Annotated in this window: 20 protein-coding genes and 1 pseudogene; 11 read left to right on the forward strand and 10 right to left on the reverse strand. The window is 74.6% G+C overall.

Features of this window, described 5'->3' with window-relative positions; all coding sequences use genetic code 11:
* The first annotated feature begins 17 nt into the window (after positions 1–17).
* The gene (locus tag ACI79V_RS02700) at positions 18–1,541 is read left to right on the forward strand and encodes a glycosyltransferase family 87 protein (RefSeq protein ID WP_456886592.1); all 1,524 of its coding nucleotides are present in this window, start codon (positions 18–20) and stop codon (positions 1,539–1,541) included.
* Positions 1,542–1,620: 79 nt separating this feature from the next.
* Here ACI79V_RS02700 and ACI79V_RS02705 read toward each other — a convergent pair whose 3' ends face one another.
* Entirely contained in the window at positions 1,621–2,433 is an 813-nt protein-coding gene (locus ACI79V_RS02705; RefSeq protein ID WP_456886594.1) for a deoxyribonuclease IV, read from the reverse strand.
* 173 nt (positions 2,434–2,606) lie between these two features.
* On the opposite strand from ACI79V_RS02705, the gene rpsF reads away from it, so the two are divergent.
* From rpsF to rplI, 4 genes are all read left to right on the forward strand, one after another.
* Complete coding sequence (gene rpsF / locus ACI79V_RS02710; RefSeq protein ID WP_456876984.1) at positions 2,607–2,894, forward strand: 30S ribosomal protein S6; 288 nt, start codon at positions 2,607–2,609, stop codon at positions 2,892–2,894.
* A 2-nt stretch (positions 2,895–2,896) separates the two neighbouring features.
* A complete protein-coding gene (locus tag ACI79V_RS02715) occupies positions 2,897–3,391 on the forward strand; it encodes a single-stranded DNA-binding protein (RefSeq protein WP_456886596.1) in 495 nt (164 codons plus the stop codon).
* A 100-nt stretch (positions 3,392–3,491) separates the two neighbouring features.
* Complete coding sequence (gene rpsR / locus ACI79V_RS02720) at positions 3,492–3,728, forward strand: 30S ribosomal protein S18 (protein ID WP_073422051.1); 237 nt, start codon at positions 3,492–3,494, stop codon at positions 3,726–3,728.
* Between the two features lie 2 nt (positions 3,729–3,730).
* Positions 3,731–4,186 (forward strand): 50S ribosomal protein L9, encoded by a 456-nt coding sequence (rplI, locus tag ACI79V_RS02725; RefSeq protein WP_456876982.1) that lies wholly within the window; start codon positions 3,731–3,733, stop codon positions 4,184–4,186.
* An 87-nt stretch (positions 4,187–4,273) separates the two neighbouring features.
* Here rplI and ACI79V_RS02730 read toward each other — a convergent pair whose 3' ends face one another.
* The gene (locus tag ACI79V_RS02730) at positions 4,274–4,552 is read right to left on the reverse strand and encodes a hypothetical protein (RefSeq protein WP_456886598.1); all 279 of its coding nucleotides are present in this window, start codon (positions 4,550–4,552) and stop codon (positions 4,274–4,276) included.
* Positions 4,545–5,057 (reverse strand): hypothetical protein, encoded by a 513-nt coding sequence (locus ACI79V_RS02735; protein ID WP_456886599.1) that lies wholly within the window; start codon positions 5,055–5,057, stop codon positions 4,545–4,547. Before ACI79V_RS02735 ends, ACI79V_RS02730 begins: the two co-directional genes overlap by 8 nt.
* A 70-nt stretch (positions 5,058–5,127) precedes the next feature.
* Between ACI79V_RS02735 and ACI79V_RS02740 the strand changes: the two genes are divergently transcribed.
* The 3 genes from ACI79V_RS02740 (at position 5,128) to ACI79V_RS02750 (ending at position 12,059) form a co-directional block, all read left to right on the forward strand.
* Positions 5,128–5,583 carry a MarR family winged helix-turn-helix transcriptional regulator gene (locus ACI79V_RS02740; RefSeq protein ID WP_456886601.1) on the forward strand — a complete coding sequence of 152 codons (456 nt, stop codon included), beginning with the start codon at positions 5,128–5,130 and terminating at the stop codon, positions 5,581–5,583.
* Positions 5,584–6,040: 457 nt separating this feature from the next.
* On the forward strand, positions 6,041–9,898 hold the full coding sequence (locus tag ACI79V_RS02745; protein ID WP_456886603.1) for a replicative DNA helicase: 3,858 nt from the start codon (positions 6,041–6,043) through the stop codon (positions 9,896–9,898).
* Between the two features lie 253 nt (positions 9,899–10,151).
* Positions 10,152–12,059, forward strand: coding sequence for an Ig-like domain-containing protein (locus ACI79V_RS02750; RefSeq protein WP_456886605.1), 1,908 nt, complete (start codon positions 10,152–10,154; stop codon positions 12,057–12,059).
* A 77-nt stretch (positions 12,060–12,136) separates the two neighbouring features.
* Here ACI79V_RS02750 and ACI79V_RS02755 read toward each other — a convergent pair whose 3' ends face one another.
* The 4 genes and pseudogenes from ACI79V_RS02755 to ACI79V_RS02770 all read right to left on the reverse strand — a co-directional run bounded on the left by ACI79V_RS02755 (position 12,137) and on the right by ACI79V_RS02770 (position 15,590).
* The gene (locus ACI79V_RS02755) at positions 12,137–12,316 is read right to left on the reverse strand and encodes a hypothetical protein (protein WP_456886607.1); all 180 of its coding nucleotides are present in this window, start codon (positions 12,314–12,316) and stop codon (positions 12,137–12,139) included.
* Between the two features lie 56 nt (positions 12,317–12,372).
* Positions 12,373–12,834 (reverse strand): annotated as a pseudogene (locus ACI79V_RS02760) (hypothetical protein); the annotation flags it as partial.
* 421 nt (positions 12,835–13,255) lie between these two features.
* Entirely contained in the window at positions 13,256–14,464 is a 1,209-nt protein-coding gene (locus tag ACI79V_RS02765; RefSeq protein WP_456886608.1) for a fatty acid desaturase family protein, read from the reverse strand.
* A gap of 25 nt (positions 14,465–14,489) precedes the next feature.
* Entirely contained in the window at positions 14,490–15,590 is a 1,101-nt protein-coding gene (locus ACI79V_RS02770; protein WP_456886610.1) for a ferredoxin reductase, read from the reverse strand.
* 105 nt (positions 15,591–15,695) lie between these two features.
* Here ACI79V_RS02770 and ACI79V_RS02775 point away from each other — a divergent pair, with 105 nt between their 5' ends.
* Positions 15,696–16,877, forward strand: coding sequence for a PucR family transcriptional regulator (locus ACI79V_RS02775; protein WP_456886611.1), 1,182 nt, complete (start codon positions 15,696–15,698; stop codon positions 16,875–16,877).
* Between the two features lie 15 nt (positions 16,878–16,892).
* Here the strand turns inward: ACI79V_RS02775 and ACI79V_RS02780 are convergent, their stop codons facing one another.
* Genes ACI79V_RS02780 through ACI79V_RS02790 form a run of 3 tightly spaced genes read right to left on the reverse strand, consistent with a single transcriptional unit; the run spans position 16,893 to position 19,311 of the window.
* Positions 16,893–17,480, reverse strand: a complete 588-nt coding sequence (locus tag ACI79V_RS02780) for a class I SAM-dependent methyltransferase (RefSeq protein WP_456886612.1) — start codon at positions 17,478–17,480, stop codon at positions 16,893–16,895.
* Positions 17,477–18,820 (reverse strand): DNA polymerase IV, encoded by a 1,344-nt coding sequence (locus ACI79V_RS02785; protein ID WP_456886614.1) that lies wholly within the window; start codon positions 18,818–18,820, stop codon positions 17,477–17,479. Before ACI79V_RS02785 ends, ACI79V_RS02780 begins: the two co-directional genes overlap by 4 nt.
* 35 nt (positions 18,821–18,855) lie before the next feature.
* Positions 18,856–19,311 carry a hypothetical protein gene (locus ACI79V_RS02790; RefSeq protein ID WP_456886616.1) on the reverse strand — a complete coding sequence of 152 codons (456 nt, stop codon included), beginning with the start codon at positions 19,309–19,311 and terminating at the stop codon, positions 18,856–18,858.
* Between the two features lie 101 nt (positions 19,312–19,412).
* Between ACI79V_RS02790 and ACI79V_RS02795 the strand changes: the two genes are divergently transcribed.
* Both ACI79V_RS02795 and ACI79V_RS02800 read left to right on the forward strand, forming a co-directional pair.
* Positions 19,413–19,967 (forward strand): hypothetical protein, encoded by a 555-nt coding sequence (locus ACI79V_RS02795; RefSeq protein ID WP_456886618.1) that lies wholly within the window; start codon positions 19,413–19,415, stop codon positions 19,965–19,967.
* On the forward strand, positions 19,964–21,523 hold the full coding sequence (locus ACI79V_RS02800; protein ID WP_456886620.1) for a flotillin family protein: 1,560 nt from the start codon (positions 19,964–19,966) through the stop codon (positions 21,521–21,523). The genes ACI79V_RS02795 and ACI79V_RS02800 overlap by 4 nt, the downstream gene beginning before the upstream one ends.
* The last annotated feature ends 35 nt before the right edge of the window (positions 21,524–21,558 follow it).

The following is a 21,558-nucleotide window of genomic DNA, read 5'->3' on the forward strand; positions in this document are numbered from 1 at the left end:
CCGGGCACACTGACCCGGTGAGCTCCTCCCCCACGGGCCCGTCCGCTCCGGCACCCCAGCCGGCGGACGGGCCCGCGGCGTCTGCGGGGACGCCCGGGCCCGGCGCCGGCCGCCGTCCCGACCGGGTGGTGCCCACCTGGTCGGACCCGGTGGCCGCCCAGGCCAGCGAGGCCGTCGGCGGCCCGTGGGGGCGGCACGCGGTCACCGGCCGGGCGCTGTTCTGGACGCCGCTGCGCGTCTGCCTGCTCTACGCCACCGTCGTGCTCGCCGCCGCGTGGCTCAAGCAGTCCCCGTGCTCGGACGGCAACTGGGCGGGGTCGGTGCAGTACACGCACCTCTGCTACTCCGACGCCGTCCCGCTGTTCGGCATCCACGGCCTCGGCGAGGGTGCCGTCCCCTACCTCGACGCAGCCGTGGAGTACCCGGTGCTCACCGGCGCGCTCATGGCGCTCGCCGCGGTGCTCGGCCGCGGCTACGAGAGCCTCGCAGCGGCGGCCGGTCTGCTCCCCCAGGTCCCGCCGGTGCAGGCCTACTACGTGGCCACCTGCCTGCTGCTGAGCCTGTGCGCGCTGGTCACCGTCCGGGCCGTGCTGGGCGCCTCCGGTCACCGCCCGTGGGACGCGGCGCTGATCGGGCTCTCGCCGCTGCTGTTCGTGCACGCGTTCACCAACTGGGACCTGCTCGCCGTCGCGCTGGCGGCCTGCGGGCTGTGGGCCTGGGCGCGCGACCGGCCGGTGACGGCCGGCGTGCTGTTCGGCCTGGGCGCGGCCGCGAAGCTGTTCCCCGCGCTGCTGCTCCTCGCGCTGTTCCTGCTCTGCCTGCGCGCGGGGCGGCTGCGGGTGTGGCTGCGCGCGGCGCTGGCGGCAGGGGCCGCCTGGCTGGCCGTGAACGTCCCGGTCGCGCTGCTGGCCCCGGAGAACTGGTCGCTGTTCTTCCGGCTCAACAGCTCCCGGCCGGCCGATCCGGACACGCTGTGGAACATGGCCATCACCGCCGCCGGCGGCGACCTGTTCGACGGGCCGCTCGCCCAGGGCGAGACGCCGGTGGTGCTCAACGCGCTGGTGGCGGTCTGCGTGCTGCTGGTGGTCGCCGCCGTCGGCTGGCTGACGCTGGCCGCACCGGTGCGCCCGCGGGTGGCGCAGGTGGCCTTCCTGCTGGTGGCCGGCTTCCTGCTGGTCACGAAGGTGTGGAGCCCGCAGTACTCGCTGTGGCTGCTGCCCCTGGCGGTGCTCGCCCGGCCGCGCTGGCGCTCGCTGCTGCTCTGGCAGGCCACCGAGGTGGTGCTGTGGGTGGTGCGGATGCTCTGGTACCTGGGCACCGGCGAGCGCGGCGTCGGCGTCGAGTGGTTCTTCCTCGCGGTCGGCGTCCGCGACCTCGCCGTCTGCGTCCTGGTCGGCCTGGTCGTGCGGGACGTGTGGCGTCCCGACGGCGACGTCGTCCGGACCTCGTGGCCGGCCGTCGACGACCCGGCCGGCGGCCCCCTCGACGGCGCCGCCGACCGGGTGGTGCTGCGCCGCCGGCACCGGGATCAGGTGACCTGATCGTCGGGCGTCCTCCCTCACGTCCGGCCACGAGGGAGGACGTCGCAGGGTGAGGGAGGACGGCGGTCCGGGCGGGCGACTACCCGAGCGCCTCGCGGACCAGCGCGACCTCCTCCGCGTGCGAGGCGGGGTCGCCGGGGGTCTCGAGGACGACGGGGCAGCCGGCGGCGCGGGCCACGCCGAGCAGCAGCTCCAGCGGGATCTCGCCCGACGTCAGCGGCGCGTGCCGGTCGCGGCCGGAGCCCTGCGGGTCGCGGCTGTTGTTGAGGTGCACCAGGTCGACCCGGCCGGTGATCGCGCGGACGTCCTCGACGGCGGTGGCGAGGTCCCAGCCGGCGGCCCAGGCGTGGCAGGTGTCGAGGACGAACCCCGCGCCGAACTCGCCGACGGCGTCCCACAGCCGGGCCACCGCGCCCAGCTCGCGGGCCATCGCGTTCTCGCCGCCGGCGGTGTTCTCGATCAGCAGCGGCAGCGGGAAGCCGCCGTCGTCGGCCTGCCGGGCGAACGTCTTGCGCCAGTTGTCGAAGCCGGCGGCCGGGTCGTCCTTGGCCAGCACGTGCCCGCCGTGCACGACCATCCCGCGGGCACCGATCGCCGACGACGCCCGCGCGTGCACGGCGAGGTTCTTGCGGCTGGGGATGCGGATCCGGTTGTTGGTCGAGGCCACGTTGAGCACGTAGGGCGCGTGCACGAACACCGCGACGTCGCCGGCGAGCAGGGCCTCGGCGTCGGGACGCGGCGGCGGCGGCTTCCAGCCCTGCGGGTCGCCGAGGAACACCTGCACCGCGTCGGCGTCCACCTCCGCCGCCCGGGCCAGCGGACCGCCGGCGTCGAGCTCGTTGTCCTCGGTCAGTCCGGGTCCGACGTGGACGCCGATCGGCTGCGTGCTCACCCCGGCGACGGTAGTCAGGCCCGGTGACGGTGACCGGGGCTCCCGGCCGCGCTGGTAGCCTGGAGGGGCGCGTCCGTCCGCCGTCCCGGCGGGACCGGGCGCGCGACGCGTGTACGACCCTCCTGCTGCAGACGTCCTGCAGCCGCCACAGACCAGAGGAGGTGGGGTTCTCCGTGCGTCACTACGAACTGATGGTCATCCTCGACCCCGACCTGGAGGAGCGCACCATCGCTCCCTCCCTCGACCGGTTCCTGACCGTCGTCACCAACTCCGGTGGCACCGTCAAGACCGACATCTGGGGCCGGCGCCGCCTGGCCTACGAGATCAAGAAGAACATCGAGGGCATCTACGCGGTCATCGACATCCAGGCCGAGCCCGCCGCGGTCGCCGAGCTCGACCGCCAGCTCAACCTCAACGAGTCGGTCCTGCGGACCAAGCTGATGCGGCCCGAGGTCCACTGACCGTGGCCGGCGAGACCGTCATCACCGTCATCGGCAACCTGACCTCCGACCCGGAGCTGCGCTTCACGCCGTCGGGGGCCGCGGTCGCCAACTTCACCGTCGCCTCGACGCCGCGCACCTTCGACCGGCAGTCGCAGGAGTGGAAGGACGGCGAGGCGCTGTTCCTCCGCTGCAACGTCTGGCGGCAGGCGGCCGAGAACGTGGCCGAGTCCCTCACCCGCGGCTCGCGGGTCATCGTCTCGGGGCGCCTCAAGCAGCGCTCGTTCGAGACCAAGGAGGGCGAGAAGCGCACCGTCGTCGAGCTCGAGGTCGACGAGATCGGCCCCTCGCTGCGCTACGCCACCGCGAAGGTCACCCGTGCCTCCCGCGGTGAGGGTGGCGGCGGCTTCGGCGGCGGCGGCGGTGGCGGCTTCGGTGGCGGCGGCGGCGGTGGCGGTGGCGGGGCGAGCGACCCGTGGTCGACGCCCGCCGGCCCGTCCGACGAGCCCCCCTTCTGAGAAAGGACCCCCTCGCTCCCCGCGCCACGCTCCGCGCGGCGGGGGCCCCTGCGAGAGGGCCGTTCCATCTCCCCACCACTAGTCGTACCTGGAGAACCCAGTGCCCAAGCCCCCCGTGCGCAAGCCCAAGAAGAAGGTCTGCCAGTTCTGCAAGGACAAGGCGACCTACATCGACTACAAGGACACGACCCTGCTGCGGAAGTTCATCTCCGACCGCGGCAAGATCCGTGCCCGCCGCGTCAGCGGCAACTGCAGCCAGCACCAGCGGGACGTCGCCACGGCCGTGAAGAACAGCCGTGAGATGGCCCTGCTGCCCTACACCTCGACGGCGCGCTGACCATGAGCACCCAGAAGCTGATCCTGACGCAGGAGGTCACCGGTCTCGGGTCCTCCGGTGACACCGTGGAGGTCAAGGGCGGCTACGCCCGCAACTACCTCCTGCCCCGCGGCCTGGCCATCGTCGCCACCCGCGGTGCCGAGAAGCAGGTCGAGTCGCTGCGCCGGGCGCGTGCCGCCCGCGACGTGCGGTCGCTCGAGGAGGCCCAGGCCGTGGCCGGGCGCCTCTCCGGCCTGACCGTCCGGGTGCCGGCCCGCGCCGGCGACGGTGGCCGCCTCTTCGGCCGCGTCACCACCGCCGACGTCGCCGCGGCCGTCACGGCCGCCGGTGGCCCGGAGCTCGACCGCCGCCGCATCGAGCTGCCCAGCAGCATCAAGACCACCGGTCAGCACACCGTCACCGTGCGGGTGCACCCGGAGGTCACCACCCAGCTGGCGATCGAGGTCGTCGCCGGTTGACGCCGCCTCCCTGCGGGGAGGCGTGGAGCACCGCCCAGGAGGGGCGCCGGACGTCGTCCGGCGCCCCTCCTGCCGTCTCCGGCCCCGTCAGCTCCCCGGTGCGGGGTCGGGATCGGCGCGGCCGGCCGCGTGCAGCACCAGCAGTCCGCCGACGGCGGGCACGAGGCCCCGCAGCCGCACGGCCCGGGGCAGCGGGAGCTGCCAGGCGAGGACCGCGGTGACCAGGTAGGCGGTGCCGTGCAGCGGCCCGACGGCCGAGGCCAGCGGCGCCCAGTGCACGGTCACCAGGTTGACCAGCAGCACGGTGAGGGTGACCAGCTCGGCCGCGGTGGCCAGCGCCAGCCAGCGGGTCGGTGACTCAGACACCGGTCGTCGAGCCCGGCCGGACGACCATGAGCACCACCACGACCACCCAGACCAGGTTGAACGTCCCCGAGGCCATCGCCAGCCGCCGCACGCGGGTCGTGCTGCCGGTGAGGGTGCCGGCGACGGTCCCGACGCCCGGGCCTCCCTCGCCACCGTCCGTCCCCTCCCCCGCGGCGGCCGCGAGGACCTCCTGCTGGCCCGGCAGGACGACGCCGACCAGCACGCCCGCCGCGAGCAGCGTCAAGGCCATCGAGGCCAGCACCCAGGCGTCGGTGAGCACCCCCAGCGAGCTCGCCGTCGCGATCCCGAACACCGGCACGGCCAGCGACAGGACGGCGTAGACGCGGGTGACCCGGTGCAGCAGGCGCAGCGCGGGCACCGCGGCCGGGTCGCGCCCCTCCAGCGCCTGCCGGGCGTAGCGGGGGAACAGGCTCACCGCGATCGTCACGGCGCCGACGAAGACGACGGCCACGACGACGTGGACGCTGAGCAGCACTGCAGCCACGGGACCTCCTCGGTCGGTGCCACCCACAGTATCAGCCAGACTGAAACAACCGGCCTGCGATCATGCGGACGTGACGGCAGCGGAGGGAACGGGAGGCCCGCCACCGACCAGCACCGCGATGGCCCTGGTGGTGACCGGTCGGGCCATGGAGGACCTGCTCACCGCCCGGCTCGCGCCGCTGGGGCTCTCGCTGCGGCTGCTCGGCGCGCTCGGCCACCTGGCCCGCGACGAGGGGCTGTCCTACTCCGACCTGGCCCGCCGGGCGCGGGTCACCACGCAGAGCATGCACGCGACCGTCGGCCGGCTCGTCGAGCTCGGCGCGGTGGAGTCCGCCGGCCCGGGCCGCGGCCGGCGAGCGGGGCTGCGGGTCACCGGTCCGGGGCGTCGGCTGCTGGCCGACGGGCTGGCCGTGGTGGAGGCGGTGGACCGGGAGCTCGCCGCGGTCCTCGCCGACAGCGGCGGCGCGCTGGACTGGCCGGCGCTGCTCGCCGCCCTCGGGCTGGCCGGACGGCGGCCGGCGGGATGACGACGTGCGGTCCTGTCGACACGCCGCCCGTGCCGTCACGGCCGGTGCTGTGACGGCTGCGCCGGGCGGGACGACACGACACGCCCGGGCGTCCGGCACGCCGGTCTTTCTCGTGTCCACAGCCGGTGGGTGGTCACCGCGCAGGTGACGCGCGCAGGACCACGGCATGTCCGGCCGGTGTCCCGCCCGTCTCCACATGTCGACTCGGGCTGTCCACCGACTTGTCCACAAGTTGTGCAGAACGCGGTGCACATGGGGTGTTGGACGGGTCCGCCGTCGCTTCCTACCGTCCTCTGCGGCACCGGGAACTGCGAGAACTGTCGGTGGCTCCCGGTAGCACAGGGCTCGAACGCGCGTTCGAGTGCGGGCATCGCGCGTCCTGGTGCTTCCCCCACCGGGCCCCGGTCGGTCGGCCGGGGCTTGCCGCGCGTGCCCATGAGCAGAGGGAGGTACCCAGGTGGCGGTGGCCGACGAGTTCAGCCGGCCGCAGGCGACGGCGCCGGAGTACGACCGGCAGCCCCCGCAGGACGTCGCGGCCGAGCAGTCCGTCCTCGGCGGCATGCTGATGAGCAAGGACGCGATCGCCGACGTCGTCGAGGTGCTGCACGGCAACGACTTCTACCGGCCGGCGCACCAGGTGATCTTCGACTGCATCCTCGACCTGTACGGGCGGGGCGAGCCGGCCGACGCCATCACCGTCGCCGCGGAGCTCAACCGCACCGACCAGCTGTCGAAGATGGGCGGCGCGGTCTACCTGCACACGCTCATCGCCTCCACGCCAACCGCGGCCAACGCGGGCTACTACGCCGCCATCGTGGCCGAGCAGGCGGTGCTGCGGCGGCTCGTCGAGGCCGGCACCCGGGTGGTGCAGCTGGGCTACGGCGCGGCCGGCGGGCGCGGCGACGTCGACGACATCGTCGACCGCGCGCAGCAGGAGATCTACGACGTCACCGAGAAGCGCATGAGCGAGGACTACTCGCGCCTCGAGGACATCCTGCAGCCGACGATGGACGAGCTCGACGCCATCGCCTCCCGCGGCGGCACCGCCCGTGGAGTCCCCACCGGCATCCGTGACCTGGACGAGCTGACGAACGGTCTCCAGGCGGGCCAGATGGTCGTCATCGCCGCCCGTCCGGGTGTGGGTAAGGCGCTGGCCCTGGACACCCCCATCGCCACCCCCACCGGCTGGACCACGATGGGTGAGGTCTGCGTCGGCGACCGGGTGCTGGGCGCCGACGGGCGGCCGACGACGGTCGTGGCCGCCACCGACGTCATGACCGGTCGGCCCTGCTACGAGGTGCACTTCTCCGACGGGTCGGTGGTCGTCGCCGACGCCCAGCACCAGTGGGTCACCACCGACCGCGCCGCCCGGCGGCTCGGCGAGCGCGGCGAGGCCCGGGTCCGCACGACGGAGGAGCTGGCGCGCACTCTCCGCTGCGCCACGGCCCACCGGCGCCTCAACCACGCCGTGGCGAACGCCGCCCCGCTGGACCTCCCCGCCGCCGACCTGCCGCTCCCGCCGTACGCGCTCGGCGTCTGGCTGGGCGACGGCACCTCCGCCGCCGCCCAGTACACGAGCGCGGACCCGGAGATCGCCGCCTACATCGAGGCAGAGGGCCTGGTCGTCACGCCCACGGGGGTCGACCGGCGCTACTCGCTCCGCCTGCCCGCCCGTCCCGCGCCGGCCGAGCGGCCGTGCCCGATGTGCGGCGAGCCGTTCGTGCCGAGGACCTCGCAGGTGCAGACGTGCGGCAAGGCCTGCGGCGGCGCCCTGCGGGCCAGCGGCGGGGTGGGACGTCAGGCCACCTGCCCCGACTGCGGTGGCCCGTCGAGCGGGATGGCGCAGTGCCAGCCCTGCCGGGACGACCACGGCACCGTGAAGGGCCTCCTGCGCGGCCTGGGCGTGCTCGGCGGCAAACAGATCCCGGCGGCCTACCTCCGCGCGTCGGTGGCCCAGCGGCGCGCGCTGCTCGCGGGCCTGCTGGACACCGACGGCACCGTCACGCCGAGCGGTGCGGTGCAGTTCGCCGTCACCGACCGACGGCTCGCCGAGGACACCCGCGAACTGATCGCCGGTCTCGGGCACCGGGTGAAGCTGAGCACCAAGCGGGTGCGCGGTCGCACCGAGGCGTCGTCCACCTGCTACACGCTGACCTTCAGCACCGACGACGAGGTGTTCCGCCTCGAGCGCAAGAAGCTGCTGCACAAGGAGCGCGGTGCGCGCACCTACACCGCCCGCGGCGTCCGTTTCGTCACCGACGTGCGGCCGGTGGCCAGTGTGCCGGTGCGGTGCATCCAGGTCGACGCCGCCGACTCGCTGTTCCTCGCCGGCCGCAGCTTCATCCCGACGCACAACTCGACCCTCGGGCTCGACATCGCCCGGTCGGCGGCGGTGAAGCACCACTTGGCCACCTGCATCTTCTCGCTCGAGATGAGCAAGCACGAGATCACCATGCGTCTGCTCTCGGCCGAGGCGAAGGTGCCGCTGCACCACATGCGGGCCGGCACGCTGTCCGACGAGGACTGGTCGAAGCTGGCCCGCCGCATGGGCGAGGTGGCCGACGCGCCGCTCTACATCGACGACTCGCCGAACATGACGATGATGGAGATCCGGGCCAAGGCGCGGCGCCTCAAGCAGCGCAACGACCTCAAGCTCGTCGTCATCGACTACCTCCAGCTCATGACGTCGGGAAAGCGCGTCGAGAGCCGTCAGCAGGAGGTGTCGGAGTTCTCCCGTGCCCTCAAGCTGCTGGCGAAGGAGCTCGAGGTCCCGGTCATCGCGATGTCGCAGCTCAACCGCGGTTCCGAGCAGCGCCAGGACAAGAAGCCGATGCTCTCCGACCTCCGCGAGTCGGGGTGCCTCCCCGCGGAGACCCGGATCCTCCGGGCCGACACGGGCGCCGAGACGACGATGGGCGAGCTCTTCGCGAGCGGTGCCACCGACGTCCCGGTGTGGGCTCTCGACGACAACCTCCGCTACGTCCGCCGGCACCTCACCCACGTGTTCTCCACCGGTCGCAAGCCGGTGCTGCAGCTCACCACCTCGTCGGGCAAGACGGTGCGGGCCACGGCCAACCACCCCTTCCTGACCTACGACGGGTTCCGCCCGCTCGGTGAGCTCGCGCCGGGCGACCGCATCGCCGTCCCTCGGCACGTGCCCGCGCCCGACCGGATGACGGTGTGGGAGGACGAGAAGGTCGTCCTGCTCGCCCACCTCATCGGCGACGGCAGCTTCGTCCGGCGCCAGCCCCTCCGGTACGCCTCGATCGACGAGGAGAACCTGCGGGCGGTCACCACGGCGGCGCTGCACTTCGGCGTCGTGGCAGTGCGGGACGACTACGCCGCCGCCCGCTGCACCACGCTGCGGCTGCGGTCCCCCTTCCCGCTCACCCACGGCCGGCGCAACCCGATCGCCGAGTGGCTGGACGAGCTGGGCCTGTTCGGCCTGCGCAGCCACGAGAAGTTCCTGCCCGAGCCGGTCTTCTCGCTGCCGAAGAAGCAGATCGCCGCGTTCCTGCGGCACCTGTGGGCGACCGACGGTTCCGTCACGGTGAACAGGAACGGCCGAGGCGGGCGCGTGTACTACGCCTCGACCAGCCGCCGGCTCGTCGACGACGTCTCCCGCCTGCTCCTGCGCTTCGGCATCTCCAGCCGGATCCGCCGGGTCCGCAAGGCCGGCTACCGGGACGGCTGGACGCTGGACATCAGCGGCTGCGACGACCAGCGGCGCTTCCTCGGGGAGATCGGCGTCCACGGAGCCCGCGGCGTCGCCGCTGAGCGCCTGCTGGGCATCGTCCGGGAGCTGTCCGGCAACCCCAACGTCGACACGGTGCCGGTGCAGGTCTGGGAGCGCGTGCGCGCGGTCCTGGAGGAGAAGGGGATGAGCCACCGCGCCTTCGCCGCCGCCATGGACTCGGCGTTCTGCGGCAGCGCCATGTGGAAGCACGCCCCCAGCCGGGAGCGCCTGGGGCGGATCGCGGCCGTCCTCGACGACGCGGAGCTCGAGATCCAGGCGGTCAACGACCTGCTCTGGGACGAGATCGTCTCCATCGAGCAGGGTGTCGAGGAGGAGGTCTACGACGCCACGGTGCTGGGCGGCCACAACTTCGTGGCCGAGGGGATCGCCGTCCACAACAGCATCGAGCAGGACGCCGACATGGTCATGATGATCCACCGCGAGGACATGTACGAGAAGGAGAGCCCGCGGGCCGGCGAGGCCGACATCATGCTGGTCAAGCACCGCAACGGCCCGACGGCGAACGTCACCGTGGCGTTCCAGGGGCACTACAGCCGCTTCGTCGACATGGCGAACTGACCGCCCCGCACACGACACAGCAGGGCCCGGGACCGCCTCGGTCCCCGGCCCTGCTGTGTCCGGCCGGCGGGCCGCTGGTCCCCGGCGCCGCCCGCTGCATTCCGGCGCCGCGCCGTGTTCCACGTGGATCACCGCCGGGACGCGCGGGACGGGCCGACGGCCATCACCTCGTGTGACTGAACGGCTGCGAGATTGTGATCCGAGTCTCCGTCGACTAGGAAGAGGCGTCCTCCCCTCCCACCTGGAGATGCCTGTGCAGCAACGACGCTGGCACCGGGCGACCTCGTCGCTCCTCGGTGCACTGACCCTGACGGCCGCCCTGTCGGTCACGGCCACCCCGGCCCTGGCCGCCCCGGACAAGCCCGAGCCGCTCTCGGTCTTCCCCTCCGACTCCCTCACCGTCCGCGACCCCGCGCAGCTCACCGGACGCCGGGTCGCGCTGCCGGCGGAGGGGTGCGGCGCCCCGATCGCCTGCGGTCTGGTGCAGCAGCTCAACCGGCTCGACGGGTTCGACCTCGACCCGCGGATCGCCGTGCGGTTCAGCGGGCCGGTGGACCCGGCCGCGACCGCCGCGCGCATCACCCTGCAGCCGGCCGGCACCGACACCCGCATCGGCGTCGACCGCGTGGTGTGGGACCCGGCGACCAACACGCTCTACGCCCACCCGGCCGAGCAGCTGGCGCCGTCGACGACCTACCGGCTGCGCGTCCAGGGCGGTCCGGACAACAAGGCCACGCACGAGACGTTCACGACGATGAGCGCCACCGACGGCCTGCTCGACCTCCAGCGGCAGATCGCCGACGGCAGCGCGTTCGCCGCCGCGGGGATCGACGACCCGTCCCTGCAGGTGCAGGGCGCCTTCCCGGCACGGGGGACCACGGTCGCCTGGGCCACCGACCGCGGCACGACCGACCCCGCGCCGACGCCCACGCCGGTCCCCACGGCCGCCCTCGGCGGCACCGTCGTCTTCGGCTCGTTCCAGGCGCCGTCCTGGCTCACGCCCGAGGTCACGATCCCGCAGACGCCGACCGGGGACGCCGGTCCCCGCCCGGTCGGGGCCGAGCAGCTGCCCTTCGTCGCCGTCCTGCCGCCGGGCACCCCGCCGCCCGGCGGCTGGCCGGTCGCGGTGTTCGGCCACGGGTTCACCAGCTCGACCAACGCCGTCTTCCTCGCGGCCGTGGAGAACGCGAAGAACGGCATCGCCACCATCGGCACCAACGTGGTCGGCCACGGCTACGGGCCCGAGAGCGACTGGGTCGTGACCAGCGGCGGCACGACGAGGACGTTCGACGCGTACGGCCGCGGGATCGACCAGGACCGCAACGGTGCCATCGAGTCCACCGAGGGGTCCTCGGCCACCGGCGCGGCCGCGGCCCAGTCCTCCCGCGACGCGCTGCGGCAGACCGTCGCCGACAACATGACGCTGATCCGCTCGCTGGGCGGCACCGACGTCGACGGCGACGGGACGCCGGACCTCTCCGGCGAGGACGTGACCTACTTCGGCCAGAGCTTCGGCGGCATCTACGGCACGATGCTGACCGGTGTCGACCCGGCGGTCACCCGCTCGGTGCTCAACGTGCCCGGTGGTCCGGTCACCGAGATCGCCCGGCTCTCGCCGTCCTTCCGCGGGCTCACCACTCTGGCGCTGCAGGCGGCCGGGCTGCTCAACAGCACCGACCCGACCCGCAACTTCTTCCAGGAGGAGATGCCGCTGCGCGGCGAGGGCCCGGTCACGGTGACCGTGCCCGGTGCGGTGGAGATCCAGGAGTACCTGGCCCGGTCGACCTGGCTGTCCCGCCCGGGCAGCCCGGAGACCTTCGCCCCGCTCATCGAGCCGGAGCGGGTGCTGGTGCAGGTGGCGTTCGGGGACCAGACGGTGCCCAACCCGACGTCGTACACGATCGTCGACGCCGGGGACCTGTGGTCGCGGACCAGCGTCTACCGCAACGACCGGGCGACGCCGCCGCTGCCCAACCCGCACTCGTTCCTGCTGGTGCTGCCGCATCCGTCGGCGCCGCAGGGGCAGGCGCAGGTGGCCGCCTTCCTCGGCCGGGGCGAGGTCGTCGACCCCGACGGGGGTGGCACCGTGTGGGAGGTGCCGGTCGAGGACCCATCGGTGCTGCTCGGGCTGAACTTCCCGCAGCCGGCGCTGCGGCCCTGACCGGCCGCTGACGGCAGAGGGGCCCGGGACGCGATCCGTCGTCCCGGGCCCCTCGTGCGTCCAGGCCAGGGCGGCGCTCAGGCCTGCGACGGGGCCAGCGAGCCGGGGTCGAAGTGGTCGAGGAACTCGGCGACCGGGCGGCCGAACCAGCGGTGCGCGCCCTGCACCGCCACCTGCGGCCAGTCCCACCAGGCGACCCGCAGGAGGCGGTCGACGACGTCGTCGGGGAAGCGCCGGCGGATGACCCGGGCGGGCACCCCGCCGACGACGGAGTAGGGCGGGACGTCGGCGTTGACCAGCGCCCGGCCCCCACGATCGAGCCGGTGCCCACGGTGACGTCGCCGAGCAGCGTGGCGCCGTAGCCGATCCAGACGTCATCGCCGACCACGAGACGCTCGCCCGTGACGCCGGCCGGGGGCTCCTCGTAGGGCTCGTCGGGCACGAGGATCCCGATCGGGAAGGTGGAGGCGGTCTCGGGACGGTGCAGGCCGCGCTGGTCGAGCGGGACCTGCTCCCCCGCCGCGTCGTACACCCGGCCGCCGGGCAGCACGATGCGGACGTCGTCGGCGATCGAGCAGTAGCCGCCGAGCTCCACCCGGTCCAGCGGCGTGAAGGTCTGCACCAGCGTCCGCTGGCCGGCGTAGGTGCCCGGACCGGCGACGACGACGGGGCTGCCGCCGAAGGGCCGGCGCACCCGCTCGCGGAGGCTGCCGGCGCCCGCGCACCCGGTGACCGGCACGCCGTCGGCCACCGCGCGGCGCACGAGGTCCGGCACCGGGTCGGTCCCCTCGGCGTCCTCCGGGCCGCCCCACCGCTCCCGGAGCAGGCCGGTGGGCGCGGCGACGTGCGGCGCCGGGTCACCGGGTGCGGCGACGGCGACCCCGCCGTCGCGGGCGGCGGCCTCGGCGAGGGCGGTGACCGCCGTCGGGACGGCACACCCCTCGGTACCGCCGGCCCAGACGACGTCGCCGTCGGCCCGGTCGAGTCCCAGCAGCAGGGCGGTGGCGCGGCCGGCGCCCGCACGACCTCGGCGCCCTCGACCAGGCGCAGGAAGGCGGCGACCTCGTGGCGGCCGGAGCTGTCGACGACCACCGTCTGGACGGTGTGCCCGGCGGCCTCCGCGGTGCCCACGGCGGCGACCAGCGCCTCCAGCGACGCCTCGACGGCCGGGACCCCCTCCTCGGCGGTCGGTCCGCTCAGGCGGCGGCCAGGGCGGCCTGCTCGCGGAGCAGCCGGCGGCGGACCTTGGGCTTGCCGGTGGTCATCTTCCACAGCTTGACCAGCTGCGAGGGCAGGTTGCGGGCCGTCGTGTTCTGCAGCCAGCCGTTGGGCAGCGACAGCCGGATGATCTTGTGCCAGGCCGAGCCGACCTGCTTCGGCAGCGGCGCGGTGTGGTAGTTCAGGCCGTACCGGTCGAACAGGTCGCGGATCTTCGGCGCGATCTCGGCGTACCGGTTGCTCGGCAGGTCGGGGAACAGGTGGTGCTCGATCTGGTGCGACAGGTTGCCGGTCATGACGTGCATGGCCTTCGAGCCGGAGATGTTGGCCGAGCCGAGCATCTGGCGCAGGTACCACTCGCCGCGGGTCTCGCCGTCGATCGACTTCTTCTCGAAGGTCTCGACGCCCTCGGGGAAGTGGCCGCACAGGATGACGGAGTTGGTCCACAGGTTGCGCACGGTGTTGGCGGTGAAGTTCGCGGCCAGCGTGGCCAGGAAGTTCGGGCCCGACAGCAGCGGGTGGACCAGGTAGTCCTTGCGCACCTGGCGGCCGATCTTGACCAACACCTGCTTCGCCCGCGCGCGGAACTCGGGGTCGCCGGTCTGCTTCTTGGCGATGACCGCGCCGAGCTCGAGGTCGTAGGCCGCGATGCCGTACTCGAAGAAGCACGCGTTGACGAAGCTCCACAGCGGCTGGCCGAGGTACATCGGCGTCCAGGGCTGGTCCTCGTCGACGCGCATGATGCCGTAGCCGAGGTCGTTGTCCTTGCCGACGACGTTCGTGTACGTGTGGTGCAGCTCGTTGTGCGAGTGCTTCCACTGCTCGGCCGGGCTGGCCATGTCCCACTCCCACGTCGTGGAGTGGATCTTCGGGTCGCGCATCCAGTCCCACTGGCCGTGGAGGATGTTGTGCCCGATCTCCATGTTCTCGAGGATCTTGGCGATCGACAGGCCGATCGTCCCGGCGATCCAGGCAGGCGGGAAGCCCGAGGCCAGGAGCACGGCGCGGCTGCCGAGCTCGATCTTGCGGTGGACGTCGATGACCTTGCGGATGTAGCGCGCGTCGGACTCGCCGCGGCTGTCGATCACGCCCTGGCGGATCTCGTCGAGCTCCTTGCCGATGAGCTCGATGTCCTCGGGGGTGAGGTGCTCGATCGGGTTGTCGGCCTTCTTCTGCAGAACGGTCATGCGGTGCTCCTGGGGGTCGAGACGGTCAGTGGTCGAGGTCGCAGGCGCCGGCGGCGGCGCTGACGCAGGTCTGGACGAGGACGCCGTCGCCGGGGGCGGCGGTGGTGACCTCGCCGGTGCGCAGGTCGCGGACGGCGCCCTCGCGGAGCGGGAGCACGCAGCCGTAGCAGATGCCCATGCGGCAGCCGCTGGGCATGAGGACGCCGGCCTCCTCGGCGGCGTCGAGGATCGGGGTGGCACCGTCGGCCTCGAGCGAGGTGCCGTTCCTGGTGAAGGTCACCGTGCCGCCCTCACCGGTGACCAGCACCTTCGGGCGGAACCGCTCGGTGTACAGGCGGTCGGCGAGGCCGGCGGCGGCCCAGTGCTCCTCGAGCGCCTCCAGCATCCCGACCGGGCCGCAGGCCCAGGTGGAGCGCTCGGCGAGGTCGGGGACGAGGGCGGCGACCGCGGCGGCGTCGAGCATCCCGGCGGTGTCGGTGTGCTGCTCGACCAGCCGGATGCGGCCGGCCGCGGCCATGTCGCGCAGCTCGGCGCCGAAGACGACGTCGTCGGCGGTGGGCGCGGAGTGCACCAGGACGACGTCGGTGAGCTCGGGGTGGTTGCGCAGGATGCCCATGACGGGGGTGATGCCGGAACCGGCGGTGACGAACAGCGCCTTGGCCGGGTGCTGCTCGGGCAGGCAGAACTCGCCGGTGGCCTGGTCGAGCTGGACGATCGTGCCCGGCCGCGCGCGGCGCACGAGGTGGTTGCTCACCCGGCCGCCGGGGATGGCCTTGACCGTGACGGTGAAGCAGCCGTCGGCGCGGCCGAGGTCGGAGGTGATCGAGTACGCGCGCCACATGCGGACGCCGTCGACGTCGATGCCGATGCGGACGTACTGGCCGGGGCGGTGCGGCCGCCAGTCGGCGCCGGGGCGGATGACGACGGTGGCGGCGTCGCGGGTCTCGGGGAGGACCGCCTCGATGCGCCCTCGCAGGGCGGCGCCGGACCGCAGCGGGTCGACCAGGTCGAGGTAGTCGGCGGGCAGGAGCGGCGTGGTCACGAGCTCGGCGAGGCGGAGCGCGCGGTCGCGCAGCGCCCGCAGGCCCGGCCGGGCCGGGGAGGGGCGCGGAACGGTCGCGGTCATACCTCCACAGTTCCCTGCCGAACGTCTAACTACCTGTGCTCTGGACGTGAACGTGGCGCCGGATACTGTTCCGTGCGAACAACCGAGATCACGAGGAGGTCACGGGTGACACCCGACCAGGGCACGTTCGCGCCGGAGATCGCGGCGGCGATGGTCGCCGAGGTGCCGGCGGTGGCCGAGCGCACGGTCGCGGCGATCGTCGTCGAGGTGCCCAGCTACGCCGAGGCGTTCCGCGGGCCCATGGGACGCAAGATCGAGAACGCCGTCCAGCTCGCCCTCGCCGGCTTCCTGGAGCTGGCGACGTCGGCCGGCGGCGCGGACGCCAGCCGGCCCATCGACCCCGCGATCGAGGGCGCCTACTCCCTGGGCCGCGGCGAGGCGCGCACCGGACGGTCGATGGACGCGCTGCTGGCCGCCTACCGGGTGGGTGCCCGGGTGGCCTGGCGGCACCTGAGCGAGACGGCGGTGGCGGCGGGCATGCCCGCGGCGTCGCTGGCCCGCTTCGCCGGGCTGGTGTTCGCCTACATCGACCGGCTCTCGGCCGCCAGCGCATCGGGCCACGCCGACCACCTGGCCGCCAGCGGCCGCGAGCGGCGGCGGAACCTCGAGCGGCTGGCCGGCCTGCTGGTCGCCGGCGCGCCGCCCTACGAGCTGCTCGCCGCGGCGGAGCGGGCGGACTGGACCCCGCCGCGGACGCTGACCGCCGTCCTGCTGCCCGAGGCGGGCGCGCGCGATGCCATGGCGAACCTGGACGCGCGGACCCTGCAGGCCGGCGAGGACCTGCCCGGCGCCGAGCCGTCGACCGAGCGGGCCGTGCTGCTCGTGCCCGACGCCGAGGGCTTCGCGCGGGCCGGGCTGCTGACCTCGCTGAGCGGTCGCGGCGCCGTCGTCGGGCCGCCGCGGCCCTGGCAGGACGCGCGGTCGTCCTACACGCGGGCGCTGCGGGCGGTGCAGCTGGAGCTGCTGCCCGACGGCGACGGGGCGGTGGACACCGAGCTGCGGCTGGCCGACCTCGTGCTGCGCGCCGACGCCGAGGCGCTGGCCGACCTGCGCGCCCAGGTGCTCGCCCCACTGGACGGCCTGGGCCCCGGCCCGCGGGAGAAGCTGCTCGAGACCCTGCGCTCGTGGCTGCTGCACCACGGCCGGCGCGAGCAGGTGGCCGCCGAGCTCTACGTGCACCCGCAGACGGTGCGCTACCGGATGGGGCAGCTGCGCGACCTCTACGGCAAGCGCCTCGACGACCCGCAGACGGTCCTCGAGCTGACCCTCGCGCTCGGCGCTCGCTGACAGAAGACCTGCCCGTCACCCGGGGCGCAGCACCGCGACCAGGAAGTCCGACTCGGCGGTGAACGGGTGCAGGTGCCAGCTCGACAGCAGCAGGTCGGGCTCCAGCCCCGCGGCGCGGGCGTCGGCGAGGAAGACGGCGAAGTCGTAGTCGCGCCCGGCGCCGAACCCGACGACGGCCCGCCCGCCCTCGGCCAGGTGCCCGCGGAACCGGCGCAGCACCTCGCCCCGGGTCGACGGCGCCAGGAAGGTCACCACGTTGCCCGCGCAGACGATCGCGTCGAACCGGTCGGGCAGGTCGAGCTCGGCGAGGTCGCCCACCAGCCAGAGCGGCCCCGGGTGGTCCTCCTCGGCCGCGGCGATGAGCACCGGGTCGACGTCGACCCCGACCACCGTGTGGCCCACCGACGCCAGGTGCCCGCCGACGCGGCCCGGGCCGCAGCCGGCGTCGAGCACCCGCGAGCCGCGAGGCAGCATCGCGTCCACCAGCCGGGCCTCGCCGACGAGGTCCATCCCGCCCGCGGCCAGGTCCCGGAACCGCTGCACGTACGCCGCCGAGTGGCCAGGATCGGCCGCGGTCATCCGCACCCAGGCGTTCTCCGTCACGGCTCCATCGTCGGTGCCCGCCAGTCCGGCGGGTCGCCCGGGTGCAGCGCGGGGTCGTCGGCGGCCAGCGTCCGCACCGGGCCCGGCGGGGTGAGCGGCCCCTCGAACCGCACGGTCACCCGGCCCAGCCCGCGTCCCCACACCCAGCCCGCGCCGAGCTCGTCGTGCACGACGTCCTGCCCCGGCCACCAGCGCCGGTCGGCCGGCGGCTCGGGTGCTGCCGGGCCCGACTCGGCGGCGTCCTCGGGCTCCTCCGTCCCCGCGCCGTCGGCGAACAGCTCGCCCTGCGCGTACTGCGACAGACCGGACACCCCGACGCCGAGCAGCCGCAGGCCGCCGCCGGTGCCGGCCTCGGCGAGCAGCCGCCGGGCGATCGCGGCGACCTGCCGGGCGTCGTCGGTGGGCTGGGGCAGCGTCTGCGAGCGGGTCGTGGTGGTGAAGTCGTAGCGGCGCAGCTTGACCGTCACCGTCCGCCCCGACAGCGCCGAGGCCCGCAGCCGCCCACCGACGCGGGCGGCCATCGCGTCGACCAGCCGGTTGAGCTGGGCCAGGTCGGTGAGGTCGCGCTCGAAGGTCTCCTCCTGCGAGACCGACTTGGCCTCCCGCTCGGCCACCACCGGCCGGTCGTCCTCGGCGCGCGCCAGCTGGTACAGCCCGGTGCCGTGCGCCCGGCCGGCCAGCGCCACGAGGTCGGGCAGCGACTTGGCCGCCAGCTGCGCCACCGTGCCGACGCCGACCTGGCGCAGCCGCTCCGCCGTCGCCGGGCCCACGCCGCCCAGCCGGGTCACCGGCAGTGGGTGCAGCACGTCGAGCTCGCGGCCGGGCGGGACGACGACGAGGCCGTCGGGCTTGTCCAGGTCGGAGGCGATCTTGGCCATGAGCTTGGAGCTGCCGATGCCGACCGAGCCGGTGACCCCGCCGGTGGCCGCGGCGATGCGCGCCTTGAGGTCGCGGGCCAGCGCCGTGACGCCGGCGACGGACGGGTCGTGGCCGGGGCCGGCGGCGAGGTCGACGTAGGCCTCGTCGATCGACACCTGCTCCACCAGCGGCGACAGCTCGCGCAGCAGGCCCATGACGACGTCGGAGGTCCGCCGGTAGGCGCCGAACCGGCCGCCGAGGAACGCCGTCCCGGGCGGGCAGCGGCGCCGCGCCTCCGCCGTCGACATCGCCGAGCGGGCCCCGTAGGCGCGCGCCTCGTAGGACGCCGTGGCGACCACGCCCCGCCCGCCGGTGCCCCCGACGACCACCGGCCGCCCGCGCAGCGAGGGCTTGTCGCGCTGCTCGACGGCGGCGAAGAACGCGTCGAGGTCGAGGTGCAGCACACTCGCCTCCCGCCGCACGCCCCCATTCTCCGACGCCGGGACGACGGGACGGGTCAGGCGGCCGGGAGCGGCACGAAACGCCGCAGCTTGCCCGACGGCGGCCGCGGGATCCGCTCGACGGCGGTGACGCCCACCTCCGGGTCGGGGACGCCGAGCCGGGCCAGCTCGCCGGCGACGGCCGCGGCGAGGGCGTCGCCGTCCAGCGGTCCGGTGGTGTGGACGGCGACCTCGGCCCCGGGCGGTGTCTGGCGCACCTGGTACCCGACGACCTCGCGCCTGCGGGACAGCGGCGACCGGAACACGTGGGGGTGCACGCGCAGGGCGCCGTAGGTGAAGACGTCGTCGAGCCGGCCCTGGGGGTCCTCGATCCGCCGGTGGGTGCTGCCGCACGGGCAGTCGTGAGCGCGGCGAGCAGGACGACACCCACGACGGCGACCGCGACCACGCGCGCAGGCCAGCCGCGGCCAGCCGACCCGCCCCGGCGCCGACGCCCGACCCGCGGCGGGCACCGTCCGGGTGAACCGGCACGGCGCCGTACCCGAACCGGTTGATCACCGCGCCGGTGGCTGTGAGGCTGCAGCTCCCGCCAGCCCGACCGGACAGGAGGACCGTGAGCGCCGTCGCCACCGCGTTCCTCGTCGTGGGCGGGCTCGGCGTCGCCCTGCTCGTGTTCTCCCTGGTCGTCGGGGAGATCGCCCACCTGGGGGCCGCGGACGCCGACGGTCCGGTGTCGCTGGAGGTGGTCGCCGCGCTGCTCGGCGGCGTGGGCTTCGGCGGCGCCGCGGCCACGGCCCTGGTGCCCGCGGACCTCTCGACGCCGGTCACGGTGCTCGTCGCGCTGCTGGTGGGCCTGGTCGCCGCCGTCCCGCTGGCGTGGGGCGCGCTGCGCCTCTCGCGCGCGCTCCGCGACATGCCCACCACCGAGACGCTGACCCGCGACCACCTGGCCGGCGCGCAGGGCGTCGTCGTGTCCCCGGTCCCGGCCGGCGGGTTCGGCGAGGTCCGGCTCACGCTGGCCGGCCAGGGCCTGAAGTACGCCGCCCGCAGCGACGCCCCGCTGCCGGTCGGCACCCCCGTCTACGTCGTCGAGGCGCTCAGCGAGACCGCCGTCCACGTCGTGTCGACCGCCCCCGACCCCCTCCCCGACCTCGGAGACCCCGCATGACCCTGTTGCTCGCCGTGGGCGGCATCGTCGTCCTCGTCATCGTGCTCGTGCTGTTCGTGCTCAGCCGGATCAAGGTGGCCGGGCCCAACCAGGCCTTCATCGTCACCGGCCGGCAGGGCCGGCAGGTCACCGACCCGGCCGGCGTCGTCTCGCGGGACAGCTCCGGCCAGAAGGTGGTCATGGGCGCCAGCGTCTTCGTCCTCCCGGTCGTGCAGAAGCTGCACACCATGGACCTGTCCAGCCGGCGGATCCCGGTGGGCATCCGGGGCGCGGTCTCCAAGCAGGGCGTCAAGTGCGACCTGGAGGGCGTGGCGATCGTCAAGGTCGGCGGCACCGAGGGCGCCATCCGGGCGGCCGCGCAGCGGTTCCTCAACCAGCAGCAGGGCATCGACACCTTCACCTCGGAGGTGCTCGCCGGTGCGCTGCGCTCGATCGTGGGCCGGCTGACGATCGAGGAGATCATCCGCGACCGCGCGGCCTTCGCCTCCGCCGTCGCCGAGGAGGCCGAGTCCTCGCTGACCGGCCAGGGCCTGGTGCTCGACACCTTCCAGCTGCAGGACATCCAGGCCGAGGGCACCTACCTCGCCGACCTCGGCCGTCCCGAGGCGGCGCGGGTGCTCAAGGAGGCGTCCATCGCCGAGGCCCGCGCCCGGCAGGCGGCGCAGCAGGAGCAGCTGCTCGCCGACGAGGCGATCGCGGTCGCGCAGCGGCAGCTGGCCCTGCGGCAGGCCGAGATCAGCGCCGAGACCGACGCGGCCAAGGCGAAGGCCGCCGCGGCCGGGCCGCTGGCCCAGGCCGCGCAGGACCAGGCGATCCTCAGCGAGCAGGAGAAGGTCGCCGTTCGCACCGCCGCCCTGACCGAGCGGCAGCTCGACACCCAGGTCCGCCGACCCGCCGACGCCCAGCGCTACAAGGTCGAGCAGGAGGCCGAGGCCCGCAAGAACGCCGCGATCCTCGCCGCCGACGCCGACCGGCAGGCGACGATCGCCAAGGCCCAGGCCGCGGCCGAGCAGGCCCGGCTCTCCGGTGAGGGCGAGCGGGCGCGCCGGTCGGCGCTCGCCGAGGCCGAGGCGGTCGAGGGCGCCAAGCGCGGTGAGGCCGAGAAGTCGCGCCGGCAGGCCGTCGCCGACGCCGTCGAGCGGGAGGGCGCCGCCGAGGCCGCCGCGATCCTCGCCCGCGGCCAGGCGGAGGCGACCGCGATGGACGCCCGCGCCGAGGCCTTCGAGCGGTACGGCGAGGCGGCCATCCTCGACCTGCTGGTGAAGGTGCTGCCCGACGTCGTCGGCGCGGCGTCGGCCCCGCTGTCGGCCGTGGACCGGATGACGGTCATCTCCGCCGACGGCGCGAGCGCGCTGAGCCGGTCGGTGGCGAGCAACGTGGCCCAGGGGTTGCAGCTGTCCGGCGACCTGACCGGCCTCGACGTCGGCGCGCTGCTGCGCCGCCTCGCGGGTGCGGCCGGCGCGGACGGTCGGACCGGGGACGGCGTCAGCCGCATCCCGGTGACCTCCGCCGACGGCGACGGCAGCGCCGACGGGCACGGGCCGCACACCCGCTGACGACGGTCGGCGCCGCCCGGCGCGCCCGTGGGCCG

Source organism: Geodermatophilus sp. SYSU D00700 (genome assembly GCF_054050255.1).

Bases quoted from the DNA above. Each gene is read 5' to 3' on its own strand.
- rplI (WP_456876982.1), top strand. From the start codon at position 3,731: ATGAGCACCCAGAAGCTGATCCTGACGCAGGAGGTCACCGGTCTCGGG.
- ACI79V_RS02765 (WP_456886608.1), bottom strand. From the start codon at position 14,464: ATGACCGTTCTGCAGAAGAAGGCCGACAACCCGATCGAGCACCTCACC.
- ACI79V_RS02770 (WP_456886610.1), bottom strand. From the start codon at position 15,590: ATGACCGCGACCGTTCCGCGCCCCTCCCCGGCCCGGCCGGGCCTGCGG.
- ACI79V_RS02800 (WP_456886620.1), top strand. From the start codon at position 19,964: ATGACCCTGTTGCTCGCCGTGGGCGGCATCGTCGTCCTCGTCATCGTG.